Annotated in this window: 23 protein-coding genes; 13 read left to right on the forward strand and 10 right to left on the reverse strand. The window is 67.7% G+C overall.

Annotated features, from left to right (window positions below; genetic code table 11):
* The first annotated feature begins 2 nt into the window (after positions 1-2).
* Positions 3-365, forward strand: a complete 363-nt coding sequence (locus ABIC32_RS10000; protein WP_354074049.1) for a PilZ domain-containing protein — start codon at positions 3-5, stop codon at positions 363-365.
* A 9-nt stretch (positions 366-374) separates the two neighbouring features.
* On the opposite strand, the gene ABIC32_RS10005 is transcribed toward ABIC32_RS10000, so the two are convergent.
* Entirely contained in the window at positions 375-1244 is an 870-nt protein-coding gene (locus ABIC32_RS10005) for an HAD family hydrolase (RefSeq protein ID WP_091751986.1), read from the reverse strand.
* Between the two features lie 35 nt (positions 1245-1279).
* Positions 1280-1792, reverse strand: coding sequence for an S-type pyocin family protein (locus ABIC32_RS10010; protein ID WP_354074050.1), 513 nt, complete (start codon positions 1790-1792; stop codon positions 1280-1282).
* 102 nt (positions 1793-1894) lie between these two features.
* On the opposite strand from ABIC32_RS10010, the gene coaBC reads away from it, so the two are divergent.
* The 3 genes from coaBC to ABIC32_RS10025 all read left to right on the forward strand — a co-directional run bounded on the left by coaBC (position 1895) and on the right by ABIC32_RS10025 (position 4447).
* Positions 1895-3124, forward strand: coding sequence for a bifunctional phosphopantothenoylcysteine decarboxylase/phosphopantothenate--cysteine ligase CoaBC (gene coaBC, locus ABIC32_RS10015; RefSeq protein ID WP_354074051.1), 1230 nt, complete (start codon positions 1895-1897; stop codon positions 3122-3124).
* Positions 3121-3576 carry a dUTP diphosphatase gene (dut, locus tag ABIC32_RS10020; RefSeq protein WP_045810990.1) on the forward strand — a complete coding sequence of 152 codons (456 nt, stop codon included), beginning with the start codon at positions 3121-3123 and terminating at the stop codon, positions 3574-3576. The genes coaBC and dut overlap by 4 nt, the downstream gene beginning before the upstream one ends.
* Positions 3577-3652: 76 nt before the next feature.
* Positions 3653-4447 (forward strand): helix-turn-helix domain-containing protein, encoded by a 795-nt coding sequence (locus ABIC32_RS10025; RefSeq protein WP_354074052.1) that lies wholly within the window; start codon positions 3653-3655, stop codon positions 4445-4447.
* A 27-nt stretch (positions 4448-4474) separates the two neighbouring features.
* Here ABIC32_RS10025 and ABIC32_RS10030 read toward each other — a convergent pair whose 3' ends face one another.
* Entirely contained in the window at positions 4475-5425 is a 951-nt protein-coding gene (locus ABIC32_RS10030) for a DMT family transporter (protein ID WP_354074053.1), read from the reverse strand.
* A 9-nt stretch (positions 5426-5434) separates the two neighbouring features.
* Positions 5435-5947: a protein-export chaperone SecB gene (secB, locus tag ABIC32_RS10035; RefSeq protein ID WP_017505358.1), complete on the reverse strand. Its 513-nt coding sequence runs from the start codon at positions 5945-5947 to the stop codon at positions 5435-5437.
* A gap of 198 nt (positions 5948-6145) precedes the next feature.
* Between secB and timA the strand changes: the two genes are divergently transcribed.
* Both timA and ABIC32_RS10045 read left to right on the forward strand, forming a co-directional pair.
* Positions 6146-6784, forward strand: a complete 639-nt coding sequence (gene timA, locus ABIC32_RS10040; protein WP_354074130.1) for a TIM44-related membrane protein TimA — start codon at positions 6146-6148, stop codon at positions 6782-6784.
* Positions 6784-7908, forward strand: coding sequence for an MltA domain-containing protein (locus ABIC32_RS10045; RefSeq protein WP_354074054.1), 1125 nt, complete (start codon positions 6784-6786; stop codon positions 7906-7908). The genes timA and ABIC32_RS10045 overlap by 1 nt, the downstream gene beginning before the upstream one ends.
* On the opposite strand, the gene ABIC32_RS10050 is transcribed toward ABIC32_RS10045, so the two are convergent.
* Positions 7905-8324: an organic hydroperoxide resistance protein gene (locus ABIC32_RS10050; RefSeq protein ID WP_502909331.1), complete on the reverse strand. Its 420-nt coding sequence runs from the start codon at positions 8322-8324 to the stop codon at positions 7905-7907. The genes ABIC32_RS10045 and ABIC32_RS10050 overlap by 4 nt on opposite strands.
* Before the next feature lie 125 nt (positions 8325-8449).
* On the opposite strand from ABIC32_RS10050, the gene ABIC32_RS10055 reads away from it, so the two are divergent.
* Positions 8450-8917 carry a MarR family winged helix-turn-helix transcriptional regulator gene (locus tag ABIC32_RS10055; protein ID WP_354074056.1) on the forward strand — a complete coding sequence of 156 codons (468 nt, stop codon included), beginning with the start codon at positions 8450-8452 and terminating at the stop codon, positions 8915-8917.
* Here the strand turns inward: ABIC32_RS10055 and ABIC32_RS10060 are convergent.
* The gene (locus tag ABIC32_RS10060) at positions 8914-9381 is read right to left on the reverse strand and encodes a universal stress protein (RefSeq protein WP_055809688.1); all 468 of its coding nucleotides are present in this window, start codon (positions 9379-9381) and stop codon (positions 8914-8916) included. The two genes, ABIC32_RS10055 and ABIC32_RS10060, sit on opposite strands and share 4 nt — an antisense overlap.
* A 73-nt stretch (positions 9382-9454) precedes the next feature.
* On the reverse strand, positions 9455-14311 hold the full coding sequence (locus ABIC32_RS10065; RefSeq protein ID WP_354074057.1) for an NAD-glutamate dehydrogenase: 4857 nt from the start codon (positions 14309-14311) through the stop codon (positions 9455-9457).
* Between the two features lie 449 nt (positions 14312-14760).
* On the opposite strand from ABIC32_RS10065, the gene ABIC32_RS10070 reads away from it, so the two are divergent.
* Positions 14761-15657 (forward strand): hypothetical protein, encoded by an 897-nt coding sequence (locus ABIC32_RS10070; protein ID WP_165114750.1) that lies wholly within the window; start codon positions 14761-14763, stop codon positions 15655-15657.
* On the opposite strand, the gene ABIC32_RS10075 is transcribed toward ABIC32_RS10070, so the two are convergent.
* Both ABIC32_RS10075 and secA read right to left on the reverse strand, forming a co-directional pair.
* Complete coding sequence (locus ABIC32_RS10075) at positions 15658-16818, reverse strand: aminotransferase class V-fold PLP-dependent enzyme (protein ID WP_354074058.1); 1161 nt, start codon at positions 16816-16818, stop codon at positions 15658-15660.
* 84 nt (positions 16819-16902) lie between these two features.
* Entirely contained in the window at positions 16903-19752 is a 2850-nt protein-coding gene (gene secA, locus ABIC32_RS10080) for a preprotein translocase subunit SecA (protein ID WP_354074059.1), read from the reverse strand.
* Positions 19753-19996: 244 nt separating this feature from the next.
* Here secA and ABIC32_RS10085 point away from each other — a divergent pair, with 244 nt between their 5' ends.
* The 4 genes from ABIC32_RS10085 to ABIC32_RS10100 are packed head-to-tail and all read left to right on the forward strand — an operon-like array spanning position 19997 to position 22913.
* Entirely contained in the window at positions 19997-20893 is an 897-nt protein-coding gene (locus tag ABIC32_RS10085; RefSeq protein WP_354074060.1) for a peptidylprolyl isomerase, read from the forward strand.
* Position 20894: 1 nt separating this feature from the next.
* Positions 20895-22289 (forward strand): bifunctional glutamate N-acetyltransferase/amino-acid acetyltransferase ArgJ, encoded by a 1395-nt coding sequence (gene argJ / locus ABIC32_RS10090; RefSeq protein ID WP_354074061.1) that lies wholly within the window; start codon positions 20895-20897, stop codon positions 22287-22289.
* Positions 22286-22699 carry a (deoxy)nucleoside triphosphate pyrophosphohydrolase gene (locus tag ABIC32_RS10095; protein WP_091751939.1) on the forward strand — a complete coding sequence of 138 codons (414 nt, stop codon included), beginning with the start codon at positions 22286-22288 and terminating at the stop codon, positions 22697-22699. Before argJ ends, ABIC32_RS10095 begins: the two co-directional genes overlap by 4 nt.
* A 25-nt stretch (positions 22700-22724) precedes the next feature.
* On the forward strand, positions 22725-22913 hold the full coding sequence (locus ABIC32_RS10100; RefSeq protein ID WP_039246696.1) for a Flp family type IVb pilin: 189 nt from the start codon (positions 22725-22727) through the stop codon (positions 22911-22913).
* Here ABIC32_RS10100 and ABIC32_RS10105 read toward each other — a convergent pair.
* Positions 22910-23812: a class I SAM-dependent methyltransferase gene (locus ABIC32_RS10105; protein WP_354074062.1), complete on the reverse strand. Its 903-nt coding sequence runs from the start codon at positions 23810-23812 to the stop codon at positions 22910-22912. The genes ABIC32_RS10100 and ABIC32_RS10105 overlap by 4 nt on opposite strands.
* Between ABIC32_RS10105 and ABIC32_RS10110 the strand changes: the two genes are divergently transcribed.
* Positions 23811-24605 (forward strand): ComF family protein, encoded by a 795-nt coding sequence (locus ABIC32_RS10110; RefSeq protein WP_354074063.1) that lies wholly within the window; start codon positions 23811-23813, stop codon positions 24603-24605. The genes ABIC32_RS10105 and ABIC32_RS10110 overlap by 2 nt on opposite strands.
* Positions 24606-24632: the final 27 nt, after the last annotated feature.

Raw genomic sequence — 24632 nt, forward strand, 5'->3', positions numbered from 1 at the left:
CTGTGCGTTATCGGACCATGAGCCTGTTTGGATCCAAGCCCGCCGTCGAGCCCGACCGCCGCATGGGCGCGCGCCGACCCGCCAATGTACGCGGCGTCATCTGCGCGCCCAGCCTGGAGACTGCGTGTCTGATCGTCGATCTGTCGGACGCGGGGATGAAGCTGCGGCTGGACCGGGGCGGGGCCTTGCCGCACGAGGTGGTGGTGGTCGATGTGGCCGCGGGCGTCGCCTATCCCGCCACCGTCGTCTGGCAGCGCGGGCAGGAGGCCGGGCTGAGGCAGACCGGGGCGAAGTCGCTGAGAGGCCTGGCGCCGGCGAGGCTGATCCCCGCGCGCGACGCCTGGCTGAGGGCCGGCGGGCGCTGATCGGCTCGGTTAGTCCGCCGTGTCGGCGGGCATGGAGCCGGCGTTGATGGCGATGCGGCCCACCAGCCCCTTGACGATCAAATCCAGCGCCGATCCCTCACGATAGTCGGCGGCGGCGACGAAGTTCACCCGGTCCTCCGAGATCAGGGAATAGACCTTCTTCTGATCCCGCTCGTTCGAGCGCGGATCATAGACGGCGATCGAGAAGCCGCCCTTGGTGTGCATCATCTTCATGGTCGGCACGTCGGTGTCGCCGTCGCCGATGAAGATCATCCTGTCGAAAGGCACGGCGCGCTCGTCGTCGGGGATGAAGTGGTTGATGCGTTCGTGCTCCCAGTGGTTCTTCACGCCCTTGTTGATGCGGAACAGATACTGGGTCTTGGTGGTGTAGTTGACGCCGACCGCCGGCCAGGCCGCCTCGCCCTTGTCGTCATAGACGTAGTGGGAGGCGAAGACGTGGGTCAGGGCGGGGCGGATCGGCGTGCCGTCGATCATCTCCTCCAGCCCGGCGGAGATGATGTAATGCTCGATCTCCAGCCCGTATCTGGCGCCGAAGGCATTCATCCGGTCGAACCAGCTGAGATCCTTCAGACCCTCGAACAGGGCCACCGCCTCGCCGTGCTGGCGCAGGGTCTCGCGCGTCACCGGGGCGCCGTTCTGACGCGCGTGGTGCAGCATCAGCTGCATGTACATCAGGATGCCGTCGCCGTCGGCGTCCTTGGTCAGGCGTTCGGCCTCTTCCCAGAAGGCGCCGATGCCCATGCCGACGGAGGGGATGAAGGACACCTCCTGCATATTGCCGCGCGCCAAGGTGCCGTCGAAATCATAGATCAGGGCGGTCTTCAGCAGCGGGGTCTTGGGTTCGGCCGTATCGGACATGGGGCGAGATCCTTGGTGGAACCCCGCCCTCTATATCAGCCCGCCGCGCCCGTCGATTGGCGCCGCTGGCCGAAGGTGGGCGCCGCCGCCTTCTGCTCGGCCCAGTAGTCGGCGCCCGTCGTCGGCTTGAACATGGTGCGCGGCGACCCGTTGCGGGCCACCACGGCGAAGGTGTTGGTCGAGGCCTGATAGATCAGGGTGTCGCCATTGGGACGTTTGACGGTCTCGGCGTCGCGCGGAGGCTTTGTCGTGAAAGCCGTGACCTTCGTCAGATAATCCTCGGCTGAACGCGCGCCAAAGTCTGCGCCGTTGCGGTCGTAGAGACGCGCGATCTTGGCGTCGACTGTTTCGCGCCGATTGGCGGTCAGGACGGGTTTGACCTCCTCGGTCGTCGTTGTGGAGACCGAGACGTCCACCGGACCAGCCGAAGCGATGGGCGTGGTCGTGGTTCTTTCTCGCGTCTCGACCGCCGAACTGTTGTCGCAGCCGGCAAGCGCCAGCAGAGCGCACAGGACCAGCGCGGCCCCTCCCCTCGTCAGCATTCTCATTCTTCCCTCCAGATACCCGCTGGACGCGACGAAAGCACAACTTTATTGTTCGTGCAATGTTCTCGTCTCGACGGCGTCACGCGCGGCGGCTAGACCGTGGGCATGGACAATCGCCCCCTTTCGAACCGCAAGATCCTGCTGATCGTGGGCGGCGGCATCGCGGCCTATAAGGCGTTGGAGCTGGTGCGGCTGATCGCCAAGGCGGGAGGGCGGACGCGGGTGATCCTGACCGAATCCGGGGCCGAGTTCGTGACGCCCCTGTCGCTGGCGGCGCTGAGCGGCCATCCGGTGCGCTCGGGCCTGTTCCACCCCGACGACGAGACCAGCATGGGCCATATCGAGCTGTCGCGCTGGGCCGATCTGGTGGTCGTGGCGCCAGCGACGGCGGGGCTGATCGCCAAGGCGGCGAACGGATTGGCCGACGACCTGGCCTCGACGACCCTGATCGCGACGGACAAGCGGGTGCTGCTGGCGCCGGCGATGAATGTGCGGATGTGGGAGCATCCGGCGGTCCAGGCCAATATGGAGCGGTTAAAGGCCTTTCCAGGCTTCCATGGCGTGGCGGTGGTGGGGCCGGACGACGGCGAGATGGCCTGCGGCGAATATGGGCCGGGTCGGATGGCGGAGCCCGCCGCGATCCTGGAGGCCATTGCGGGCCTGCTGGCAGGCGCGGCCGGACGACCGCTTAAGGGACGCAAGGCCGTGGTCACTGCCGGGCCGACGTTCGAACCGATCGACCCGGTGCGGGGCCTGACCAATCGCTCCAGCGGCAAACAGGGCTACGCCATAGCCGCCGCTTTGGCCGAGCTGGGGGCCGAGGTGACGCTGGTGTCGGGGCCGACGGCGTTGGCGGCGCCGACCGGCGTGACGCGGATCGATGTCGAGAGCGCGCTGGAGATGCAGGCAGCGACGCAGAGCGCCCTTCCCGCCGACATCGCCGTGCTGTCGGCCGCCGTCGCCGACTGGCGCGTGGACACCATCGCCGGCGGCAAGATCAAGAAGGGACCCGGCGGCCCGCCGACCCTGGCCCTGATCGAGAACCCCGACATCCTGGCCGGCGTCGCCGCGCCAGGTCCGAACCGCCCGGCCCTGGTCATCGGCTTCGCCGCCGAGACGACGGATCTGGAAGCCAATGCGCGCGCCAAGCTGTCGCGAAAGGGCTGCGACTGGATTCTGGGCAACGACGTGTCCGACGACGTGTTCGGATCGGACGGCAACGCTGTGCTGCTGGTCACCGCCGACAGAACCGAAACCTGGCCGCGCCAGTCCAAGACCGCCATCGCCCGGGCCGTCGCCACCCGCATCGCCGATCATTTCAAGGCCGCCCAATGACCGAAACCGCCATCCAGATCCTGCGCCTGCCGCATTCCGAAGGTCTGCCCCTGCCCGCCTATGAGACGGCCGGATCGGCGGGCATGGACCTGCGCGCCGCCGTGCCCGAGGATCAGCCGCTGACCCTGGCGCCGGGTCAGCGGGCGCTGGTGCCGACGGGGCTGAAGATCGCCCTGCCGCTGGGGTACGAGGCCCAGGTGCGGGCGCGCTCGGGACTGGCGCTCAAACATGGCATCATCTGCCCCAATGCGCCGGGCACCATCGACAGCGACTATCGCGGCGAGTGCGGCGTGATCCTGGCCAACATCGGCGCCGAGCCCTTCGTCATCCGCCGCGGCGAACGCATCGCCCAGCTGGTGATCGCCCGGCACGAGCGGGCGGACTGGATCGAGGTCGAAACGTTGGACGAGACCGCACGTGGCGCCGGTGGTTTCGGATCGACGGGGCGCTGATACGACGACGCCGACCAAGGGGTGGCGGAACAACCACCGGTCGCCTAAGGCTCGCCCTATTATATGAGGGGACGGGATGGACGACGCGCTACAGGCCCTAAGCGAGCGGGAAAAAGAGGCGTTGCGGCTGCTGGCTGGCGGTCATGACGCAAAGTCCGTCGCCCGACATCTAGGTCTGTCTATCCACACGGTGAATGAGCGGCTCCGCTCAGCGCGGGGTAAGATGGGTTTGACAAGCAGTCGGGCTGTTGCTCGACGGCTAGCGGAGGCCGAGGCGAGGACCGAAACAGAACAACCCAACTTTCTTGGAGACAAGCAATTTGGGGACGACGCGACGGTTCCGGACGTGGGAACCGTGACCTCTTTACAAAGTCGCCGAGGGCTGTTTGCGCCCCGGTGGATCATCGGAGGTCTAACCGCTATGTTGTCGCTCGCCGTCGCCGCCCTTGTCTTCACCCAAGCCGCAGCGCCCGTCGCTCCCGCTGCGTCGTCCTCGGCGCCGGCCGCTTCCCCTACCCCCGCCGTAATGATTGCGTCCGAAGCGGGCGAGGCGGCCCTTGCCTGGATCGCCCTGCTTGACCGCGAACAGTGGGCTGACAGCTGGAACGCGGCTGGAAATCTGTTCCGGACACAGGTGTCCCAGACAGACTGGGCCTCGACCGTGGCATCGGTGCGTGGGTCTGTCGGTCCGGTTGTCTCCCGCACCCAGATTAGCGCGGTCCCATCGACATCACTGCCAGGCCTACCTGCCGGAGAGTATGAGGTCGTCCAATATCGGACCGCCTTTCGCGACAAGCCTGACTCCGTCGAAACTGCAGCATTGACGCGCGAGGGCCAGACCTGGCATGTGATTGGTTACTTCATCCGCTGACGACACGCCTAGCCTATAGGCGTCGCCCTAAACCAACGGCGCGGTCGGCTGGATGAGGGTGGCTTTGCGGCGGATGTGTTCGCGCCAGGCGGTGTAGAGACCGCTGCTGGCGATCAGGGCGGCGCCGGCCAGGGTGCTGAGGGTCGGGGTGGTGGACATCAGCCACCAGCCGAAGACGATGGCGCCGACGATCTGGAGATAGTCGAAGGGCGCGACCACGGAGACGGGGGCCTTTTGCAGCGAGGCGGTCATGAAGAGCTGAGCCAGGCCGCCGGCGATGCCCGATCCGATCAGCAGGCCGAAGGTGCCGAGCGCGTGCCAATGGCCGACGAAGGGGAGCAGGATCGCCCCCACGACCGAACAGGCGACGAAGAACCAGAAGACGATGGCGGCGACGTGTTCGGTGTCGCGCAGCTGTCGCAGCGTAATGGTCACACCGGCCGTCAGCACCGCCCCGATCAGGGCGAAGGCCACGCCCGCCAGCGGCAGGACCGAATGGCCGACGCCCGGTCGCATGACGACGATCACGCCGATGAAACCGACCGCAACGGCAGCCCAGCGGCGCGGGCCGACCGCCTCCTTCAGCACGAAGAAGGACAGGATGGTGGCGAAGATCGGAGCGGTGAAACTGAGGGTCGTCGCGTCGGCGAGAGGCAGCAGCGTCAGCGTCTGGAACAGGCACAGGATGGCCGCGACGCCCAGGGCGCTGCGTCCCAGATGAGCCAGGGGGCGGCGCGTCGACAGGGCCGAGAGGCCGCCCGGCTGGGTCAGCACCCAAGCCAACACCACCGGCAGGCCGAAGAAGGCGCGATAGAACAGCATTTCCGGCGCCGCGACGCCGTCCTGCGACGCCAGCTTCAACGTCGCCGTCATGATCGAAAAACAGCCCGCGGCGGCGACGCGCAGAAGAATGCCGCGGACGATGTCCTCGCCCGCTGCATTCGATGGATCAGGCGAAGGCCGCGCGGCGGCGACCATGTCGCGCGCTTAGGCCTGGCCGGTTTCGACCGGCTGCTGGGCGATCTGTTGCTGGCGCGCGATGTAGATGGCGGCGAAGTCGATCGGGTCCAGCTGGAACGGGGGATAGAAGCCGCCGTCGGCCGTGGCGCCCGAGATGATCTCGCGCGCGAACGGGAACAGGTAGCGCGGGCATTCGATCAGCAACAGCGGCTCGATGTCCTGCTCCTGAACATTGGCCAGCTGGAACAGGCCGCCATAGACCAGTTCGACGTGGAAGACGGGCTGGTTCTCGTGCGTCGCCTTGATCGAGAGCTTCAGATCCAGTTCGAACAAGCCGTCGGGGCGGCCCTGGGCGGCCATTTCGACGCCGAGGTCGATTGCGGGCTTGCCGTCGATGCGCAGGGATTCCGGGGCGCGCGGGTTCTCGAACGAGAAGTCGCGAACGTATTGCGCCAGGATGCGGAAGCCGGGACCGGCGGGTTGGCCCTGTTGGGCGTCGCCTTGCTGGGGCTGTTCGGCGGGAGGAGCGGCGTCGGTCATGAAACGGTCTTTGGCGCAGTTTGGGGCCGATGAGGCCGGAATGAGGCGCCGCGACTACCATGCCGGGACGCTTGGCCGCAACGTCGCGCGCGCGATTGGGGGCGCGCTTCGCCTTGCCTCACCCTATATGAGCCCGTAATCACGCCAGACTCAGTGTTTGGCGCACCCGTCGTTCGCTACAGGAATCTCCTCTTGAACATGCCGGTTCAGTTCCAGGTCGTCATCTTCGCCTTCATCGCAGCCTTTGTGCTGTTCCAGCTCTACAATGTGCTGGGCAAGCGGGTGGGCCGTCAGCCGCAGGAAGACGCCAAGATCGCGCCGCCCGGCCCGGCCCAGGCCGAGACGCCCAAGATCGCGGCGATCGACCCGGCGACCCTGGCCTCGATCGCCAGCCTGAAGGCGCGCGATCCGGCGTTCGACCCGGCCCGTTTCCTGGACGGCGCGCGTCAGGCCTATGAGACCATCGTTCGCGGCTACGCCGCCGGCGACCGGGCCGCGCTGAAGCCGTTGCTGAAGCCCAACGTCTTCGCCTCGTTCGAGGCCGGCATCGCAGCGCGCGAGACGCGTGGCGAAACCGAGTCGGTCGAGTTCCTGTATCCGCCCCGGGCCGATCTGGAAGGCGCAGTCGCCGAGGGCGACAAGGCCGTGGCCAAGGTGCGTTTCCTGGCCGAACTGCGCAGTCGGGTGACCAAGGCGTCTGGCGAAACGGCGGACGCGACGACGGGCGAGCCGCTGGTCGAGGAACGCCGCACGGCCGAACACTGGACGTTCGAACGCACCCTGGGCGCGACGGACCCGAACTGGGTGTTGGCGCGCGTCGAGCCGGCCAACGCCTGATGGCGGTTCGCGGCCGGTCGGGCGGACTGGCGACGCTGACGGCCGCCTTGGCTGTCGCCGCCTGTTCGACCGGGCCGATGACGCCGACGGGCGCGACGGGGACGACAGGGCCGCAGACAGGGCCGATCCCCTATACGCCATCGCCCAATCCGATCCCGCTTCCCGCGCCGTCCAACGCCCTGAGCCCCGCCGTGCTGCCGGGCTGGAGCCAGGAGGACCATCTGGCCGCCTTCCGGGCCTATGTGGACGGGTGCGGCGCGGCGCGTGACGAGGCCGCCCGCCGGGTCTGCGGACGCGCCAAGGCCATGGCGACGACAATGACGATCACGCCGTCGCAGGCGCGCGCCTTCTTCGAGGCCAGCTTCAGCGCGATCCCGGCCCAGACGCCGGACGGGCGACCGGGCCTGCTGACCTCCTATTTCGCGCCCGAATATCCGGCGCGGCGACGGCCGGACGCCGAGTTCTCGGCCCCCGTCCTGCCCAAGCCCGCCAATCCACGCGCGGCCGGCGACCGGGCCTATATCGAATCCGCCGCGCGGCCTGAGCAGGCCCTGGCCTGGATGCGGGCCGAGGACCTGTTCTTTCTGCAGATCCAGGGGTCGGGCTATCTGACGTTCGAGGACGGCACGCGCGGCCGCGCCGCCTATGCCGCCGACAACGGCAAGCCGTTCGTGGGCATCGCCCGACCGATGGCGCAGCAGGGATTGTTGCCGCAGAACGGCACCTCTGGCGACGCGATCCGGGACTGGCTGGCCAGCCACCGCGGCTATGAGGCGCAGGCGGTCATGGCGCTGAACCCGCGCTACATCTTCTTCCGGCTGGACCCGGACGATGACGGCCACCCTGCGGGGGCGGCGGGCGTGCCCCTGACCGAGCGGCGGGCCATCGCGGTCGACCCGGCTCACTGGCGTTATGGCGAACTGGTCTGGCTGGAGGCCGACGGGGGCAATCTGCGCGGCGCCACGGCCAGCTATCGCGGTCTGGCCATGGCCCTGGACACGGGATCGGCCATTCGCGGACCGGTGCGCGCCGACCTCTATATGGGGCGCGGCGACCGCGCGGGGGCAGAGGCCGGGACCGTGCGCCACCCCTTGCGGATGTGGCGCCTGGTCCCGAAGGGTTAGGCGACGGTCAGGGTCACCGCGATATTGCCCCGCGTGGCGTGCGAATAGGGGCAGACCGTATCCGCCTCGGCGACAAGGGCCTCGGCCTCGGCGCGATCCACGCCCGGCAGGCTGACCTCCAGCGCCACCTCCAGGCCGAAGCCCTTGTCGCTGCGCGGACCGATGCCGACCGTGGCGCTGACGGCAGCGTCGGCAGGCACCTTGGCGTAACCGCCCTGAGAGGCGACGAACTTCATGGCGCCAAGGAAGCAGGCCGCATAGCCGGCCGCGAACAGCTGTTCGGGGTTGTTGCCGACGCCGGCGCCGCCCAGCTCCTTGGGCGTGCCCAGGGCGACATCCAGAGCGCCGTCGGTGGTGGCGGCGCGGCCGTCGCGGCCGCCCGTGGCGACGGCGGTGGTGCGGTACAGGGTGTTGATGGACATGGGGATCAGCTCCGGGAGATCATAAATGTCGTGCGCGATCTAATCGCGTGACGTGATTTAGTGCGCCAGACAGGAGGCGTCAAGCTTGCGATTTTATCGCGTGCGATTATTATCTGCCTGTGAGCTCAGCCGCCCCCTCCCCCGCCGCCATGGCCGTCGATGACATGCTTTGTTTCGCCGCCTATTCGGCGAACTTGGCGTTCAACCGGTTCTACAAGCCTCTGCTGGACCGGATGGGCCTGACCTATCCGCAGTTCCTGGCCATGGCCCTGCTCTGGCGTGAGGACGAACAGACGGTCGGCCGGCTGGGCGAGCAGCTGTTTCTGGAATCCAACACCCTGACCCCGCTGATCAAACGACTGGAGGCGGCCGGGCTGGTGAAGCGCGCCCGCGACAAGGCGGATGAGCGGGTGGTGCGCGTCAGCCTGACCGACGCAGGACGGGCGTTGGCTGTCGAGGCCGCCTGCCTGCCGCAATCGGTATTGGACGCCACCGAGATGACGCCCGAAGCCCTGACCGACCTGCGCCAAGGCCTGGGGGCGCTGCGCGACAAGCTGCGGGCCGCCCAGCCGCCGGCCGAGGGCTAGGCCAGGTCTTCGATCTCGTCTTCGGTCAGTTCGCCGGGGACGATGGTGACGGGCAGTTTGCGGCCGCCGATCTGCGCGCCCTGTTTGATGATGGCCGAGACCAGCGGGCCGGGGCCGCGCGAGCTGGTTCCGGCGGCCAGGACCAGGATCTTGATCTCAGGGTCGGCGGCGACGACCTTCTTGATCGCGGCCTGGGCGTCGCCCTTTTCAATTAGGAAGACCGGCGCGGCGCCGGAGCGGGTCTGCGCCTCCTCGCCCAGGCGGTTGAGCAGGATTTCCGCCTCCTGGCGCTGCTGGCGTTCGATTTCCTCGCGCACGCCCGACCAGTGGGCGTCGCTGTCGGTCGGCAGGACGCGCAGCATGACCACGCGCCCGCCCGTCGATTTCGCCCGGCGCGAGGCGAACCGCAGGGCGGCCTCGAACTCCGGACTGTCGTCGACGACGACGAGGAACTTTCTCGGCATTGCGGCCTCCCCAGCCTGATCATCGGCTGAAGAGGCCGTGCGACGACGGCTTCGTCAAGCGAAGACCCGCTGCTCAGCCATTCACGGCCGCCGTCGCCAGATCGCGGATCGTCGCGTTGGCGATCGTCAGTTTGGCGAAGGTCCAGCCCGAGCCGGACTGTTCGATCTCGTCCACCGAGGCGCGCACGCCCTCGACCGTCGCCTGTTTGGAGCCGATCCAGGCGTCCACGGCGGCCTCAGCCGCGTCCTCGCTGACGCCAACCGACGGATCGGAGGCGCGGGCGACGGCGCGGGTCAGGGCCGCCTGCTCGTTCATCAGGTCCTCGATCAGACGACGGACGGCGAGACGATCGAAATGATCCGCAGACGGAATGGAACCGGCGGCGGCGCGCAGACGGTCGAAGTCGAAGGCGGCGCCGACCTGGTGATACAGGCGCGCCATGGCTGCGACCGGCCAGTTCGCCTCCTGCGCCAGGTCCCCGATGTCGGAGGCGGCGACGAGGGGGCGCATGATGGCGATGCTGCGGGTCAGATCCTCAGGCGCGCCGTGGTCGGCGAAGCGTTTGACGCGCGCATCCAGACGCCCTTGTTCGAAGCGCGACAGGACCGGCGCGCCCTCGGCCTGCAAGGCGTCGGCGATCGGACGATAGCGGTCGATCAGGGCCTGAACCGACAGACCGCCCTTGGCGCGGCGGGCCAGCCAGAAGGTCTGACGACGCAGGACGACGGCGATCTCCTGATAGAGGGCGATCTGCGCCTCGGCCGAAATCTTGAGGTCCAGGGCCGAAACGGCGTCCCAGGCTTCGTCCAGGCGGAAGACGCGGCGCGCGGCCTCGAAGGCGATGATCAGCGCGGTGGTGTCGCATTCCGCCGAACCGCGCAGGCGGTCGGGGAAGGTCGGGCCGCACATGTTGACGACTTCGTTGGCCATGACGGTGGCGATGATCTCGCGCCGCAGACGGTGGCTCTTCATCTCCGGCTCGAACCGGGCCAGAGCCTCGGGGAAGTAGCGGACCAGGATCTGTTCGAAGAAGGGATCCTCGGGCGCCTGCGAGGCGACGATGTCGTCCGACAGCTCCAGCTTGGCGTAGGCCATCAGGACGGCCAGCTCGGGCCGGGCCAGCGGGATGCCCGCCGTCATCAGCTCCTTGACGCGGGCGTCGTTGGGCAGGCCCTCGACCTTGCGATCCAGCTTTCCACGCGCCGACAGGCTCTGCATGAACCGCTGCTGGGCGTCCAGGGCGCCGACGCCTTCGGCCTGTTGCAGGGTCAGGGCCAGGGTCTGGTCGTAGTTGTGGGCCAGCACCTTGAGGCCCACCTCGTCGGTCATGGAGGCCAGAAGCGGCGTGCGCTCCTCGGCCGGCAGGACGCCGTTGGTCACGGCTGAGCCGACCAGGATCTTGATGTTGACCTCGTGGTCGGAGGTGTCGACCCCGGCGGAGTTGTCGATGGCGTCGGTGTTGATCCGGCCGCCGGCCTGACCGAAGGCGATGCGCCCGGCCTGGGTGAAGCCGAGGTTTGCGCCCTCGCCCACCACCTTGACCCGCAGTTCGTCGGCGTTGATGCGCAGGGCGTCGGTGCCCTTGTCCCCGACCTGGGCGTCGGTTTCGGCCGCCGATTTCACATAGGTGCCGATGCCGCCCAGATAGAGCAGTTCGACCGGCGCCTTCAGGATGACGCGGATCAGGCTGACGGGGTCCAGCTCGTCCTCGGCGATGTCCAGGGCCGCCTTGATCTGCGGCGTCAGCTGGATCGACTTGGCCGAGCGCGAGAAGACGCCGCCGCCCTCCGAGATCAGCGCCTTGTCGTAGTCCTGCCAGGACGAGCGCGGCAGGTCGAACAGACGCTTGCGTTCGGTCCAGCTGGCCACATGATCCGGGTTCGGATCAATGAAGATGTCGCGGTGATCGAAGGCGGCGACCAGGCGCGTCGCCTTGGACAGAAGGACGCCGTTGCCGAAGACGTCGCCGGACATGTCGCCGACGCCGACCATGGTGAAGGGCTGGGTCTGGATGTCCTTGCCCATTTCGCGGAAGTGGCGCTTGACCGCCTCCCACGCGCCGCGCGCAGTGATGCCCATGGCCTTGTGGTCATAGCCGATGGAGCCGCCGGAGGCGAAGGCGTCGCCCAGCCAGAAGCCGTAGGCGGCCGAGACGCCGTTGGCGATGTCGGAGAAGGTCGCCGTGCCCTTGTCGGCGGCGACGACCAGATAGGGGTCGTCGCCTTCCCAGGCGATGACATTGGCCGGATGGGTCACCGAACCGTCGGCGGCGATGTTGTCGGTGATGTCCAGAAGGCCAGACAGGAAGGTGCGATAGGCGCGGATGGCCTCGCCCTGAATGGCCTCGCGGTCCGTCGTGCGGGGCAGTTGCTTGGGATAGAAGCCGCCCTTGGAGCCGACCGGCACGATGACCGCGTTCTTGACCTGCTGCGCCTTGACCAGGCCCAAGACCTCGGTGCGGAAGTCGTCGCGACGGTCCGACCAGCGCAGACCACCGCGCGCGACGGGACCAAAGCGCAGGTGCACGCCCTCGACGTGCGGCGCCCAGACGAAGATTTCGCGATAGGGTTTGGGCAGGGGCAGGTCGTCCAGCTCGCGCGAGGCGATCTTGATCGAGATGTGCGGCTTGGGCTGACCGTCGGCGTCCAGCTGGAAATAGTTGGTGCGCTTGATCGCGCCGATCAGGGCGGCGATGCGGCGCAGGGCCCGGTCGTGATCCAGGCTCTTCACGTCCTGCAGCAGAGTGACGATCTTGGCGTCCAGCTCGGCGACGGCCGGCGCGCGGTCGTCAGCCGAGCCCCCTTCGGGCGCGAACTTGGCCTTGAACAGCGACAGCAAAGCGCGCGCCACGTCGGGATATTCGCGTAGGGCCTCTTCCTGCACCGTTTGGGAGGGGTCGAGACCCGTCTGCTGACGATAGTGGGCCAGGGTGCGGATCAGAGCGGCGTCGCGCCATTCCACGCCCAGTTCGATCACCAGACGGTTGAAGCCGTCGCTTTCGTTGCGGCCGGTCCAGACAGCGGCGAAGGCGTCCTCGAACGGGCCCTTCACATCGTCGAAGACCAGCGCCTCGCCACGCGGATCCTCCATCAGGAACTCGTGGACGTGGATCTCCTCCTCGCCCATCGGACGGATCGGATAGCCGTATTCCTCCAGCGTCTTCAGGCCCATGTCGGCCAGGATCGGCAGGACGTCGGACAGGGGAACGGCGGGGCCGCGACGGTAAAGCTTGAAGCGGAACTGCAGACGGCTGTCGTCCGGCGTGCGGAAGGCGCGCACGGCGACGGCCTTGCCCTCGCCGGGCAGACCGGTCTCATTCAGCCGGTTTACATATTGTAGGTCGGTCGCGGCCTCATCGGCGTCATAGCGATCGCGATAGGCGGCGCCGAAGGCGCGGGCCCATTGGGCGCTCAGCGGCCCGACGGCGACTTCCTCGACGCCCGAGCGACGCAGAGCGCCTTCGAAACGATCGACCCAGCCGCGACCGGCCTCGGCGACGTCGGCCTCCAGCTGGGCGGCATCCGGGATCGGGTGGGCGCCGGGCTCCACGCCGATGATGTAGTGGATGCGCACCAGGGGCGCGTCCGACAGCTGCGGATACCAAGCCGAGATGCGGCCGCCCCAGGCGCGGGCGACGATCTGGCCGATGCGTTCGCGCACGGCGGAATCGAACTTCTCGCGCGGGATGAAGCACAGGACCGAGACGAACCGGTCGAACGGATCCTGGCGCGAGAACAGGCGGATGCGCGGCCGGTCGTAGAGGTGAAGGATGCCCAGGGCGATGGACAGCAGCTCGTCCTCGCTGACCTGGAACAGCTCGTCGCGCGGATAATTCTCAAGGATATTCTTGAGGCGTTTTTCGTTGTGGCTGCCGGGCGCCTTGTCGGCGCGAGCCAGGGCGTTGGCCACCTTGCGACGCAGCAGCGGCACCTCGGTCGCCAGATGATCGTAGGCTTCCGACGTGAACAGGCCGACAAAACGGGTCTCGCCGGTCGCCTTGCCGTCCGGGCTGTAACGCTTGACCCCGACATAATCCATGTAGGCGCGACGGTGGACGCGCGAGCGGGCGTTGGCCTTGGCCACCGTCACCGGTTCGCTGAGATCCAGCTGGCGGCGCATCTGGCGCGTCAGGACGGCGGGTTCCGACGCGCGACGCAGCACGGTGCGCTCGGGATCGGCCAGGATCCCCAGGCCGTCGGTGGACAGGCCCAGCGGCGCCTCGGCCTCATAGTCGCCGTCGGCGTTCAGCGGATAGTCGTAGTCGCGCGCGCCCAGGAAGACGAAATGGTCGCTCTTCAGCCATTTCAGGAAGGCGATGTTCTCGGCCAGCACGGCGGGATCGACCGGGGGCGGGGTCTCTTCCAGACGCTGCACGGCCTGGCGCATCAGAGACGTCATGGCGTCGTGATCGGCGACGGCGGCGTGGACGTCCGACAGGCTCTGGGCCAGGCCTTCGCCCAGGGCGTCGCGGCGCTCCTGCGGCACGCTGTCGATGACCAGCATAATGATCGACAGGCGCCGGCCGTCCAGCTCGACCACCGGGTGGAACAGGGCGCGCACGGACACGCCGGCCTCGGCCAGGGCGCCCATGACGCTGTCGACCAGGAACGGGGCGTCGTACTGGACGATGCGCACCAGATCGTAGTCCAGCACCTTGTCCGACGCGCCGTGCAGCGGGCCGACGGTGATGGTGGGGGCGGCCGCGTCGGTCGGATAGGCCTTAGCGGCGGCCCAGGAGGCGGCAAGCAGGGCGGCCAGATCCTCGCCGCTCAGCTCAGGCGTCTCATCGGCGGAATAGTCTTCGTGCGCCTGGGTCAGATAGGTCTGTTCGACTGCGCCGGGCCCGGTCCCCACGATCTTGGCGAAGGCCGCCTCCAGCGCGGCCTTGGTGATCGGCTGAACGGGTTGGCGCAGATCGTGGGCGGTCATGGACGAGCAGTCTCGAACGACGCGGCAGGGCCGCAAGGGATGCGGCGCGACGAGGCGCCACCCCCGCTGACTAGGCCAGGTCCGGTCGCTCGGGAAGCCCCTGGCGACCGTTCATTGTAATGATCAGTGATCAGGTTGGAATTATTGTGCAGCGCCACAAAGCAGAAAGCCGCCGGACTGGGGGAGTCCGGCGGCCTGCGCGAGCGGCGCCTGGAGGGGAGGGGAGGGCGCCGGCTTCGCTTCGCTGCGGTTCGGAGGGGGAGTGTCCCGCAGCGTCGAAATCGGAAATGGGAAGCCCCCTGCGCCGTTCAAGAGTGGATCGGCCGGAATCTTTCGCGACATTTTGGCGCCTCTGAGCGGCGATGACGACGTCGGCGAATGCGGGCGACAACGGATTCCGATGCTATGCGTTAGGATGGGTCAACGGTGAAGCTGGAGCACCCGATTACATGCGTCGCTTTTTGATGGGTTCAATCGTGGCGGCCGTGGTCGGCCTGCTGCTCGCCGGCGCCGGATACTGGGCCTATTGGAACTTCTATTCGCGGTTCCAGCCGGTCACGATCAGCCGCAATCAGGCCGAGGTGCAACAACTGCTGGACGAGGCATCCTGGGTGTCGGACGGCAGCGGGGGACAGGCCCTGTATATCGTCACCTATCGCGACAGCGCTTCAGCCCTGCGTTACGCGCGCGACGAAGCGCCCAAGCTGAAGGCGGCGGGGATCGAGACGCGCTACATCCTGTTCGCCCGCCCCGATCTGGAAGGCGCGGCGCAATCGACGGCGGCGGAGCGGGCGACGGTCGCGGAGCTGTGGCTGACGCGGGATTGGCCGCTGTATCAACGCTGGATGGCGACGCCGGCGAACAGCTGGACCGCCGCCGGCGTGCCGCAGGCGGACGGCAATCTGGCGCGCACCGCCGTGGTCGAGGCCGGACGTCGCTTCAACGAGCGGCTGAGCCAGCTGCTCAAGGAGTCCGGCGTCGACATCAGCTATCCGCTGATCCTGTGGCGTGACAAGCAGGGCTTCCTGAAGGCCTGCGGCTGCTCGGACCGGCAGGCCTGGGCCTTCATCCGCGACGATGTCGGCGCGCCCGACCGGTTGGGCCAGTCCGATGCGGGACCGATCGCGCCCGATGAAGCGGCGCCGGCGCAGGACGCCCGCCCTTCGGCCATGCCCTATCCAGATTTGCCGGCGATCCCTCCGGTGGATGCGCCGGCGGGCGGGACCACGCCGACGCCGCCCTCGCCTCAAGCCCGCCCGGCGACCCCGCCCGCATCGAACCGTCCGACGCCGCCGCCGCGCACGGCCCCGGCGCCCAGCAAGCAGGACGACACGACCTTCTACTGATCAGAGGGATCGGCAGGCCGCGATCAGGCGATCGACGTCCTCGGCGTCCTGATACAGACCGAAGCCGAAGCGGATGACGTCCTCGCGCACGTCGGTGACGATGTTCGCCGCCCGCAGACCCGCGCACCAGGCCTGGGCGTCGGGATGACGCAAGGCGAGGAAACGGGCGCGCGGCGCATCGCCCTCGACCGGATTGAGGATTTCGGCCTGAGACAACAGCCCCGCCTGTCCAGCCTGAACGGCCTGCTGGAACGTGGTCGCCAGATCGCGCGCATGGGCGGCGACGGCGGCGGTGTCGATCCCCTGCTGATCCAGCATTCGGCGCACGGCGTTGAAGCGATACAGCGGCGTGCAGTCGAAGGTGGCGCCCCAGAAACGACCGCCGTCGCTGCGATACTGAACGCCGCCGGGCGGACCCGACAGGTCGCCGAACTCCGCGAACCAGCCGGTGACGACAGGACGCGGGCAGAAGCCGGGCGGGGCGTGCAGGAAGCAGACGCCCTCGCCTGACATGGCGTATTTGTAGCCGCCGGAGACATAGAAGACCCGGTCGGCCACCGCCGACAGGTCGGTCGGGGTCGCCATGAAGCCGTGATAGCCGTCGATCAGCACCCAAGGCCCTTCGGGTCTCGCCAGGGGGGCAAGCTCCTCGATCCGGTCGAACAGGCCCCCGGTGCGGAAGAAGACCTGGCTGACCACGATCCAGTCGTAACCGCCCCTTGACGCCTCGGCGATGAAGCGGTCGGCGAAGGTGTCGAAGGGCGCCAGCGGAATGCGCGTGACCACCGCCGCCCCGACCTCTTCCCACCGTTCGGCCTGACGACGGAAGGAGTGGAATTCGCCGTCGGTCGCCAGAACGCGGACCGGCCTGGTTTCCACGCCCGAAAACAGGCGCAGCAGGAAGTCGTGGGTGTTGGACGAAAAGACGATGCTGTCGGGCGAGGGCAGTCCCAGCTCGGCCGCGACATGGGCCTGGGCCTCGGGAATCACCTGGCGGAAGACGAGGTCCCACTTGTGATCGGCATGAAGATTGGCGTCGAGCCAGGTCTGTTGCTGCGCCTCGAAACTGGCGTCGGGCCACAGGTGATGGCTATGCGCGGCGAAATGCAGCCGACCGGGCGCCGCCGACAGGGCGCGGGAGAAGAGGGACTTGTAGGTCATCCCTCTTCTTTAGGACATCTCACTCAGCGCTCAAGCAGCGAGCCGAAGCGCGGCGAGCGAGAGCGCCGCGCGGTGGCTCGCCTCTTAAACGAGAGCCCCGTGGCAGTGTTTAAACTTGCGGCCCGAGCCGCAGGGGCAGGGGGAGTTGCGGCCGGTCATTTCCCAGCCGGGCGGCAGAGCCTCGACAGGCAGTTTGGAGCGGTCGTCGCCGATCAGCGTGCCTTCAGGGTTCTGAGCCGACGGATTGGCCATCTCGTTCTCGCCGGTGCCGGGGTTCAGGTGGATTTCCTGGAACTCGGGCAGTTCGGGTGGCGCCTGGAAGCGGAACTCGACCGTCATCAGCCAGCGGGTCACGTTGTGGCGCAGGTCGTAGAGCAGGTTCTCGAACAGCGAGAAGGCTTCGGTCTTGTATTCGTTCAGCGGGTCGCGCTGGCCATAGCCGCGAAGGCCGATGACGCCGCGCAGGTGGTCCAGGTGGACCAGGTGCTCGCGCCACTGCATGTCGATCATCTGCAGCATGAACTGCTTTTCCAGACCGCGCGTCTGTTCGGCCCCGATCATCTCCAGACGTTCGGCGGCGCGCGCATCGGCGGCGGCCAGCAGCCGCTCCTCGATCTCCTCGTTCGACACGCCTTCCTCGGCGGCCCAGTCGTGCAGCGGCAGCTCAAGGCCCAGGGTCGAGCGGACCTTTTCGTCCAGGCCGTCGATGTCCCACTGCTCGGCATAGGCCTTGGGCGGCATGTAGCGTTCGACCAGGTCGGACACGACGTCGCGACGGAAGTCGCCGACCAGTTCGGACAGATCCTCGGAGTCCATGAACTCCTGGCGCTGCTCGAACACGGCCTTGCGCTGATCGTTCACGACGTCGTCGTATTTCAGCAGATTCTTGCGGATGTCGTAGTTGCGGGTCTCGACGCGCTTCTGGGCGGTCTCGATGGCGCGGTTCAGCCAGGGGTGGGTGATCGCCTCGCCCTCCGCCACGCCAAAGGTCTTCATGATCGAGTCGAGGCGGTCGCCGGCGAAGATGCGCAGCAGGTCGTCCTCGCAGGACAGGTAGAACTTCGACGTGCCGGGGTCGCCCTGACGGCCGGTGCGGCCGCGCAGCTGGTTGTCGATGCGGCGGCTCTCGTGGCGCTCGGTGCCCAGAACGAACAGGCCGCCGGCGGCCAGAGCCTTTTCCTTCTGGACGGCGATCTCGGCCTTGAACTCGGCTTCCTTGCCCGCTTCCATTTCCGGCGTGACCTCGACGGCCAGATTGCGCTGTTCCAGCAGCCACTTCTGCATCTTCATCTCGAGGTTGCCCCCGAGTTGAATGTCGGTGCCGCGGCCAGCCATGTTGGTGGCGATGGTCACCGCGCCCGGCAGGCCGGCGTCGGCGACGATATAGGCTTCCTGCTCGTGCTGGCGCGCGTTCAGGACACTGTGCGGAATGCCGCGCAGCTTGGTCTCGTAGGTGATGTTATAGGCGGCGTCGCCGATCTTCTCGGCTTCCTTGGCCTTGCCCGCATATTCCGGCTTCAGCGTGCGCGAGGTCTCGACCTTGTACTCGAAGCGGTTCAGCAGGTCCGACAGCTGTTCCGAACGCTCGATCGACACGGTGCCGACCAGGATCGGCTGACCGGCGAGGTGGCATTCGGCGATCTGGCGCGCGATGGCCTGATTTTTCTCGGCGTGGGTCCGATAGACCTCGTCGTCATAGTCCTTGCGCTGGATCGGCCGGTTGGTCGGCACCTCCAGCACGTCCATCTTGTAGATGTCGCCGAATTCCTGCGCCTCGGTCGCGGCCGTGCCGGTCATGCCCGACAGCTTTTCATACAGGCGGAAGTAGTTCTGGATCGTCACCGAGGCCAGGGTCTGGTTCTCGGGCTGGATCTTGACGTCTTCCTTGGCCTCGATGGCCTGGTGCAGACCTTCGGACAGGCGACGGCCGGTCATCATACGGCCGGTGAACTCGTCGATCAGTACGATCTCGCCGCCCTTGATGATATAGTCCTTGTCGCGCTGATACAGGGTGTTGGCGCGCAGGGCCTGGTTGGCGTGGTGAACCAGGCTGATGTTGGCGGCGTCGTACAGGCCGGTGGTGTCGGCGGCGAAGTGACCGCCGGCCTCCAGGGCTTCTTCCATCCGCTCGGAGCCCAGCTCGGTCAGCAGGACCTGCTTCTGCTTCTCGTCGAGCTCGAAGGTGTCCTTGTCCTTGATCAGGTCTTTGATCAGGCCGTCGAGGATCTTGTAGAGATCCGAACGGTCCTCGGTCGGGCCCGAGATGATCAGAGGCGTGCGCGCCTCGTCGATCAGGATGGAATCGACCTCATCGACGATGGCGAAGTTGTGCGGACGCTGCACCATCTCGCGCCGGTCATAGACCAGGTTGTCGCGCAGATAGTCGAAGCCGAACTCGTTGTTGGTGCCGTAGGTGACGTCGGCGTTATAGGCCTGCTGGCGCTGGCCCTGGCTGAGGCCGTTGACGATGACGCCGACCTCAAGACCCAGGAAGCGATAGACCTTGCCCATCGTCTCGGCGTCGCGGCGGGCCAGGTAGTCGTTGACGGTGATGACGTGCACGCCCTTGCCGGGCAGGGCGTTCAGATAGACCGGCGCCACGGCGACCAGGGTCTTGCCTTCACCGGTCCGCATTTCGGCGATGCCGCCTTCATGCAGGATCATGCCGCCGGCCAGCTGAACGTCGTACTGACGCTGGCCCAGCACGCGCTTGGAGGCTTCGCGCACGACCGCGAAGGCTTCGGGCAGGATCTTGTCCAGGGTCTCGCCGTTCGCCAGCCGATCGCGGAAGGCGTCGGTCATCATCCGCAGTTCGTCATCGGACAGGGCGGCGAACTTGGGCTCCAGCGCATTGATGCGCTGGGCGTGGTCCTGGAAGGCCTTGACCTTGCGGTCGTTGGAAGAGCCGAAAAGTTTCTTGGCGAAGCCGAGCATATTGGATCCGGTAAGCGGTCGAGCGTCTGCGAGCTGAGCGGCTCTGAAATCCCGTGAGGGGCGGCGATACGGACGCCGTGAGAGAGGCCCTGACCGACCGCAGCCCCGGAGCGCCGCATCAGGCGCGCGCGAAGGGCCGCGCAGACGATCAAAACCCCTCGACTTGGGCGCAGGCGGGACTTAAGCACCGGCCTAACCCCTGTCAACGCGAGGGGCTTTCGGCCGCCTTCGACGGAGCGCCCCCTTGACCCCATTCCGGCGATCTTCACGTATCCTGACGGCGGCCTTGCTGACGGCGGCGCTTTCGATCGCCGCCTGTTCGCGTGGCGGCGACAACCGTCCACCCGAACAGGGCGACAAGGCCGTGGCGACGGTGCAGGACGAAACCATCTGGGCCTCGGACGTGAAGCGCGAGGCGGTGGCCCAAGGTTTGATCGGCGAGGACGAGGCGCTGGATACGACGTCGGATCTCTTCCGCCGGGTGCTGGACGAGGTCATCGACCAAAAGCTGCTAGCCGGAGAGGCGCAGCGGCGGCGGCTGGACTCTTCACCTCTGGCGCAGCGGCGTCTGGAAGCGACGCGCGAACGCATCCTGGGCGACATGCTGGTCGAGAGCGTGGTCAACAAGGCCGTCTCGGACCAGGCGGTGCAGACCCTTTATAATGAGCAGTTGCGGCTGGCGAAGACCTCGGAAGAGATCCGCGTACGGTTGATCCTGTCGCGCACCAAGCCCGAGGCGGACGCCGTGATCGGCATTCTGGGCCAGGGCGCCGGCTTCGAGGCGGTGGCGGCGGAGCGGTCGATCGACGAGGCGACGCGGTTTTCCGGCGGTGATCTGGGCTACTCGACGCTGGACGTGATGCCCCAAGCCTATGCCGACGCCCTGCGCGACAAGCCGGCCGGTGCGACCGTCGGGCCCTTCCAGACCGAGGGCGGCTGGGCCGTTCTGAGGGTTGAGGACCGGCGCAAGGAAAACCCGCCGACGCTGGAACAGGCCCGACCGCAGATCGTGCGCTATCTGACCTATGAGGGCGTGCGACAGTTGCTGGAACAATTGCGTGGCAAGGCCAAGGTCGATGTCCGCCTGCCCGCGCAGACGCCGCCCGCATCGCCTGCTCCTTCCGCTCCTCCGGGCGCCTGACATGACCAAGCCTCCCTCCACGACCGGCCAGAAGATCGAGCATGCGTTCGAAAAAGCGCTGGACCCGTTCGCCACGGCGCTGAAGCGCGCCACCCGCACGCCGGGATCGGATGCGGCCCCGGCCGCCGCGCCTGCGCCGGCCGCCGCCGGCAAGCCGGGTCTGGCCATCTCGCCCTTAGCCGTGCCGTTCCCGACCATTCCGCCGATCGGCGGGGTCGAGATCGCGACCGCCCGCGCCGGCTTCTACAAGCACGAGCGCGACGACCTGGTGGTGTTCCGGTTCGCGCGCGGGACCAGCTGCGCCGGGGTCTTCACCCGCCACAAGATCGGCTCGGCGCCCGTGGACTGGTGCAAGAAGCATCTGGCCGGGGCCGAGGGCGGCAAGGATGTGCGCGCCCTGGTGATCAACGCCGGATGCGCCAACGCCTTCACCGGCAAGGCCGGCGCGGACGCGGCGCGGCGCACGGCCTCGGAGGTCGCCAAACGGTTCGGCTGTCGCCAACGCGACGTCATGCTGGCCTCGACCGGCGTGATCGGCGTGGTGCTGGACGACAAGAAGATCGTCGCCAAACTGCCCGAGATCGAGACCGGACTGGAGGCGGACGCCTGGGCCCGGGCCGGTCGCGGCATCATGACCACCGACACCTTCCCCAAGGGCTCCTACGCCGAGGCCGAGATCGAGGGCTACAAGGTCCGGATCGCCGGCATCGCCAAGGGATCGGGCATGATCGCGCCGGACATGGCGACCATGCTGGCCTTCATCGTCACCGATGCGGACATCCATCCGAACGTGCTGCAGGCGCTGCTGGGTCTGCATGTGCGCACCACCTTCAACAGCGTGACGGTGGACGGCGATACCTCGACCAACGACACGGCCCTGCTGTTCGCCACCGGAACCTCGGGCGCGCCGCGCATCGGGCGGGTCGGCGATCGCCGCCTGAAGAGCTTCTCGGCCGCCCTGGACAAGGTCATGCTGGACCTAGCGCACCAGTTGGTGCGCGACGGCGAAGGCGCGACCAAGTTCGTCAAGGTGACGGTGGACGGCGCCGCCTCGCCCGCCTCGGCCCGCAAGCTGGCCAAGTCCATCGCCGACAGTCCGCTGGTCAAGACCGCCATCGCCGGTCAGGACGCCAACTGGGGCCGGGTCGTCATGGCGGTGGGCAAGACCGAGGAACCGGTCGATCGCGACCGCTTGGCCATCAAGTTCGGCCCTCATCAGGCCGCCGTCGATGGCGCCCCGTCCCCGACCTACGACGAGGCCAAGATGACCGCCTATATGAAGAACCCCGAGATCGACATCACCGTGGATGTAGGTTCGGGCCGGGCGTCGGCGACCGTGTGGACCTGCGATCTGACGAAGGGCTACATCGAGATCAACGGCGACTATCGCTCGTGACCGCTGCGTCGCTTCCCACTGTCCTGGTCGTCGCCGTCGCCCTGATCGACGTGGACGGGCGGGTGCTGATCGCCAAGCGTCCCGAGGGCAAGAAACTGGCGGGGCTGTGGGAGTTTCCGGGCGGCAAGGTCGAGCCTGGAGAGCGGCCTGAACAGGCCCTGATCCGCGAGCTGAAGGAAGAGCTGGGCATCGACGTCAGTGAAAACTGTCTGTCGCCATTCGTTTTCGCCAGTCACGCTTACGATTCGTTTCACCTGTTGATGCCATTGTATCTGTGCCGACGGTGGGACGGCGTGGTCACGGCGCGTGAACACGACGGCCTGGCCTGGGTGAAGCCGAGCAAGCTTTCGGACTATCCCATGCCGCCGGCGGACGAACCTCTGGTCGCCTGGTTGCGCGACCTGCTCTGACCACCGCCGACCAGGGAGGCCGGCCATGCGACGTCTTATCGGCCGGTTCCTGCGCAATGAGAGCGGGGCCACAGCCATTGAATACGGGCTGCTCTGCGCCCTGATCTTCCTGGCGATCGTGACCTCGATCAGCGCCTTGGCGAACAGCCAGAATGGCGGCCTGGCCGCCACGGTGAACAAGCTGAGCGCCGCCATACAGGCCGCGATCAGCTAGTCCGGCTCTTCGCCCGTCATTTCCTTGACGCCCAGCGCATCGGCCAGCCGCGTCTTGGCCGAGCCGCGCGGCAGGGGCTTTTGCTGGCTGTCGTGGGGTTTCCAGCCGGCCAGATGGATGATCTCGAACGTCGCCGGGATGCGGCCGTCGTCGAGACCGTAGCGCTCGGCATAGAGGGCGGCGGCGCGCGCCACGAAGCGGCGGCTTAAGGGTCGAACGGGCCCGTACAGCACATTGGTCTCGCCCATGGCGCGCAGGTCGCGGATCAGGGCGAACAGGTCGGCGTAGCGGACAGTGAAGCGGTCCACGTCCGATACCGGCAGGGCGAACCCGGCGCGCTGCAAGAGGGCCGCCCCGTCATAGCCGTCAGCGAAGGGCGAAACCCGCGCCTGGGCGCCGCCGCGCTCTTCCAGTTCGACCTCGGTCAGGACGGCGCGAAGCTCTTTCAGCGTGCCCGCGCCGAACAGCGTGCCGATGAACAGGCCGTCCGGTTTCAACGCGCGCCGGATCTGGGCCAGGGCGCCGGGCAGGTCGTTGGCCCAGTGAAGGGTCAAAAGGGAAACGATCAGATCGGTCGAGGCGTCGGCCAGCGGCAGCGCCTCCGCACCCGGCGCTGCGCGCTGGGCCAGGGAGACGGGCGTCTGGATGGGACCGACGCGTTCAGCGGCGTCGCTGGACCGGACCGCCGCATCGAACACGCCTGGATGGGCGGACAGATCGACCACAACGGGAAAATCGCGCAGTATGGCTTCCAGGCTCTCGGCGGCGTTGGCGGCGGCGCGGGCGTGCAGGAAGTCGGCTTGGGGGAACCGGGCGGCGGACCGCACAAGCCGCGCTTGGCGTCGAATGGCGTCGAAGATGCGCGGGGGGCCGTCGGAGGGGGATTGGGGGGCGGTCATGGACGCACAGGATGGGGGCTGGCGACGCGCCTGGGAAGGGGCGGGCCGTCACTTGCGAGGAGCGGGGCGGGGACTGGCCGATCTGATCCTGCCGCCGATGGCGCACGACAGCCGTGAGGCGACGGCTGCGGCCGGCCTGACGCCCGACGCCTGGAGCCGGATCAAATTTCTGGAGGCGCCGGTCTGCGACGGCTGCGGAGCGGCCTTCGACTTTGACGGCGGCGCCTTCGCCCAGGATCGCTGCGCCGCCTGTATCGCCAAGCCCTATGCGTTTGAGCGGGCGCGGGCGGCCTGCCTGTATGATGAGGCGTCGCGCGGTCTGATCCTGAGGTTCAAGCACGGGGACCAGCAGCAGTTCGCTCCGCTGTTCGCGCGCTGGATCGAACGCGCCGCCGCCGATCTGGTCGAAGACGCGGACGTGATCCTGCCCGTGCCGCTGCATCGTTTTCGCTTGTTGTCGCGACGGTTCAATCAGGCGGCCGAAATCGCCCGGCCGCTGGCCCGGCACGCCGGCCGCGACTATTTGCCCGACGCCCTAGTCCGCACGACCCACACGACCAGCCAGGGCGGCAAGAGCCAGCGCGGGCGGCGGCTGAACGTCAAGAAGGCCTTTGCCGTGACCGAGGCGGGCCGGCGTCGGATCCGGGGACGACGCATCCTTCTGATCGACGATGTGTTGACCACGGGCGCGACCGGAGAGGCCTGCGCGCGCGCCCTGATCGACGCCGGAGCGCGCGCCGTGGATCTCGCCGTCATCGCGCGGGTGCGAAACGCCCGTGAACTTATTATGTAGGCCCTATCGCTCGTCGCGCGGCGGCTC

The organism is Brevundimonas sp. 1080, assembly GCF_040545985.1.
Taxonomy (GTDB): Bacteria; Pseudomonadota; Alphaproteobacteria; order Caulobacterales; family Caulobacteraceae; genus Brevundimonas.

Excerpts from the sequence above, each read along its gene's own strand:
- ABIC32_RS10005 (WP_091751986.1), bottom strand. The coding sequence starts at position 1,244 with ATGTCCGATACGGCCGAACCCAAGACCCCGCTGCTGAAGACCGCCCTG.
- ABIC32_RS10010 (WP_354074050.1), bottom strand. The coding sequence starts at position 1,792 with ATGAGAATGCTGACGAGGGGAGGGGCCGCGCTGGTCCTGTGCGCTCTG.
- coaBC (WP_354074051.1), top strand. The coding sequence starts at position 1,895 with ATGGACAATCGCCCCCTTTCGAACCGCAAGATCCTGCTGATCGTGGGC.
- dut (WP_045810990.1), top strand. The coding sequence starts at position 3,121 with ATGACCGAAACCGCCATCCAGATCCTGCGCCTGCCGCATTCCGAAGGT.
- ABIC32_RS10025 (WP_354074052.1), top strand. The coding sequence starts at position 3,653 with ATGGACGACGCGCTACAGGCCCTAAGCGAGCGGGAAAAAGAGGCGTTG.
- ABIC32_RS10030 (WP_354074053.1), bottom strand. The coding sequence starts at position 5,425 with ATGGTCGCCGCCGCGCGGCCTTCGCCTGATCCATCGAATGCAGCGGGC.
- secB (WP_017505358.1), bottom strand. The coding sequence starts at position 5,947 with ATGACCGACGCCGCTCCTCCCGCCGAACAGCCCCAGCAAGGCGACGCC.
- timA (WP_354074130.1), top strand. The coding sequence starts at position 6,146 with ATGCCGGTTCAGTTCCAGGTCGTCATCTTCGCCTTCATCGCAGCCTTT.
- ABIC32_RS10045 (WP_354074054.1), top strand. The coding sequence starts at position 6,784 with ATGGCGGTTCGCGGCCGGTCGGGCGGACTGGCGACGCTGACGGCCGCC.
- ABIC32_RS10060 (WP_055809688.1), bottom strand. The coding sequence starts at position 9,381 with ATGCCGAGAAAGTTCCTCGTCGTCGTCGACGACAGTCCGGAGTTCGAG.
- ABIC32_RS10065 (WP_354074057.1), bottom strand. The coding sequence starts at position 14,311 with ATGACCGCCCACGATCTGCGCCAACCCGTTCAGCCGATCACCAAGGCC.
- ABIC32_RS10070 (WP_165114750.1), top strand. The coding sequence starts at position 14,761 with ATGCGTCGCTTTTTGATGGGTTCAATCGTGGCGGCCGTGGTCGGCCTG.
- ABIC32_RS10075 (WP_354074058.1), bottom strand. The coding sequence starts at position 16,818 with ATGACCTACAAGTCCCTCTTCTCCCGCGCCCTGTCGGCGGCGCCCGGT.
- secA (WP_354074059.1), bottom strand. The coding sequence starts at position 19,752 with ATGCTCGGCTTCGCCAAGAAACTTTTCGGCTCTTCCAACGACCGCAAG.
- argJ (WP_354074061.1), top strand. The coding sequence starts at position 20,895 with ATGACCAAGCCTCCCTCCACGACCGGCCAGAAGATCGAGCATGCGTTC.
- ABIC32_RS10100 (WP_039246696.1), top strand. The coding sequence starts at position 22,725 with ATGCGACGTCTTATCGGCCGGTTCCTGCGCAATGAGAGCGGGGCCACA.
- ABIC32_RS10110 (WP_354074063.1), top strand. The coding sequence starts at position 23,811 with ATGGACGCACAGGATGGGGGCTGGCGACGCGCCTGGGAAGGGGCGGGC.
- ABIC32_RS10105 (WP_354074062.1), bottom strand. The coding sequence starts at position 23,812 with ATGACCGCCCCCCAATCCCCCTCCGACGGCCCCCCGCGCATCTTCGAC.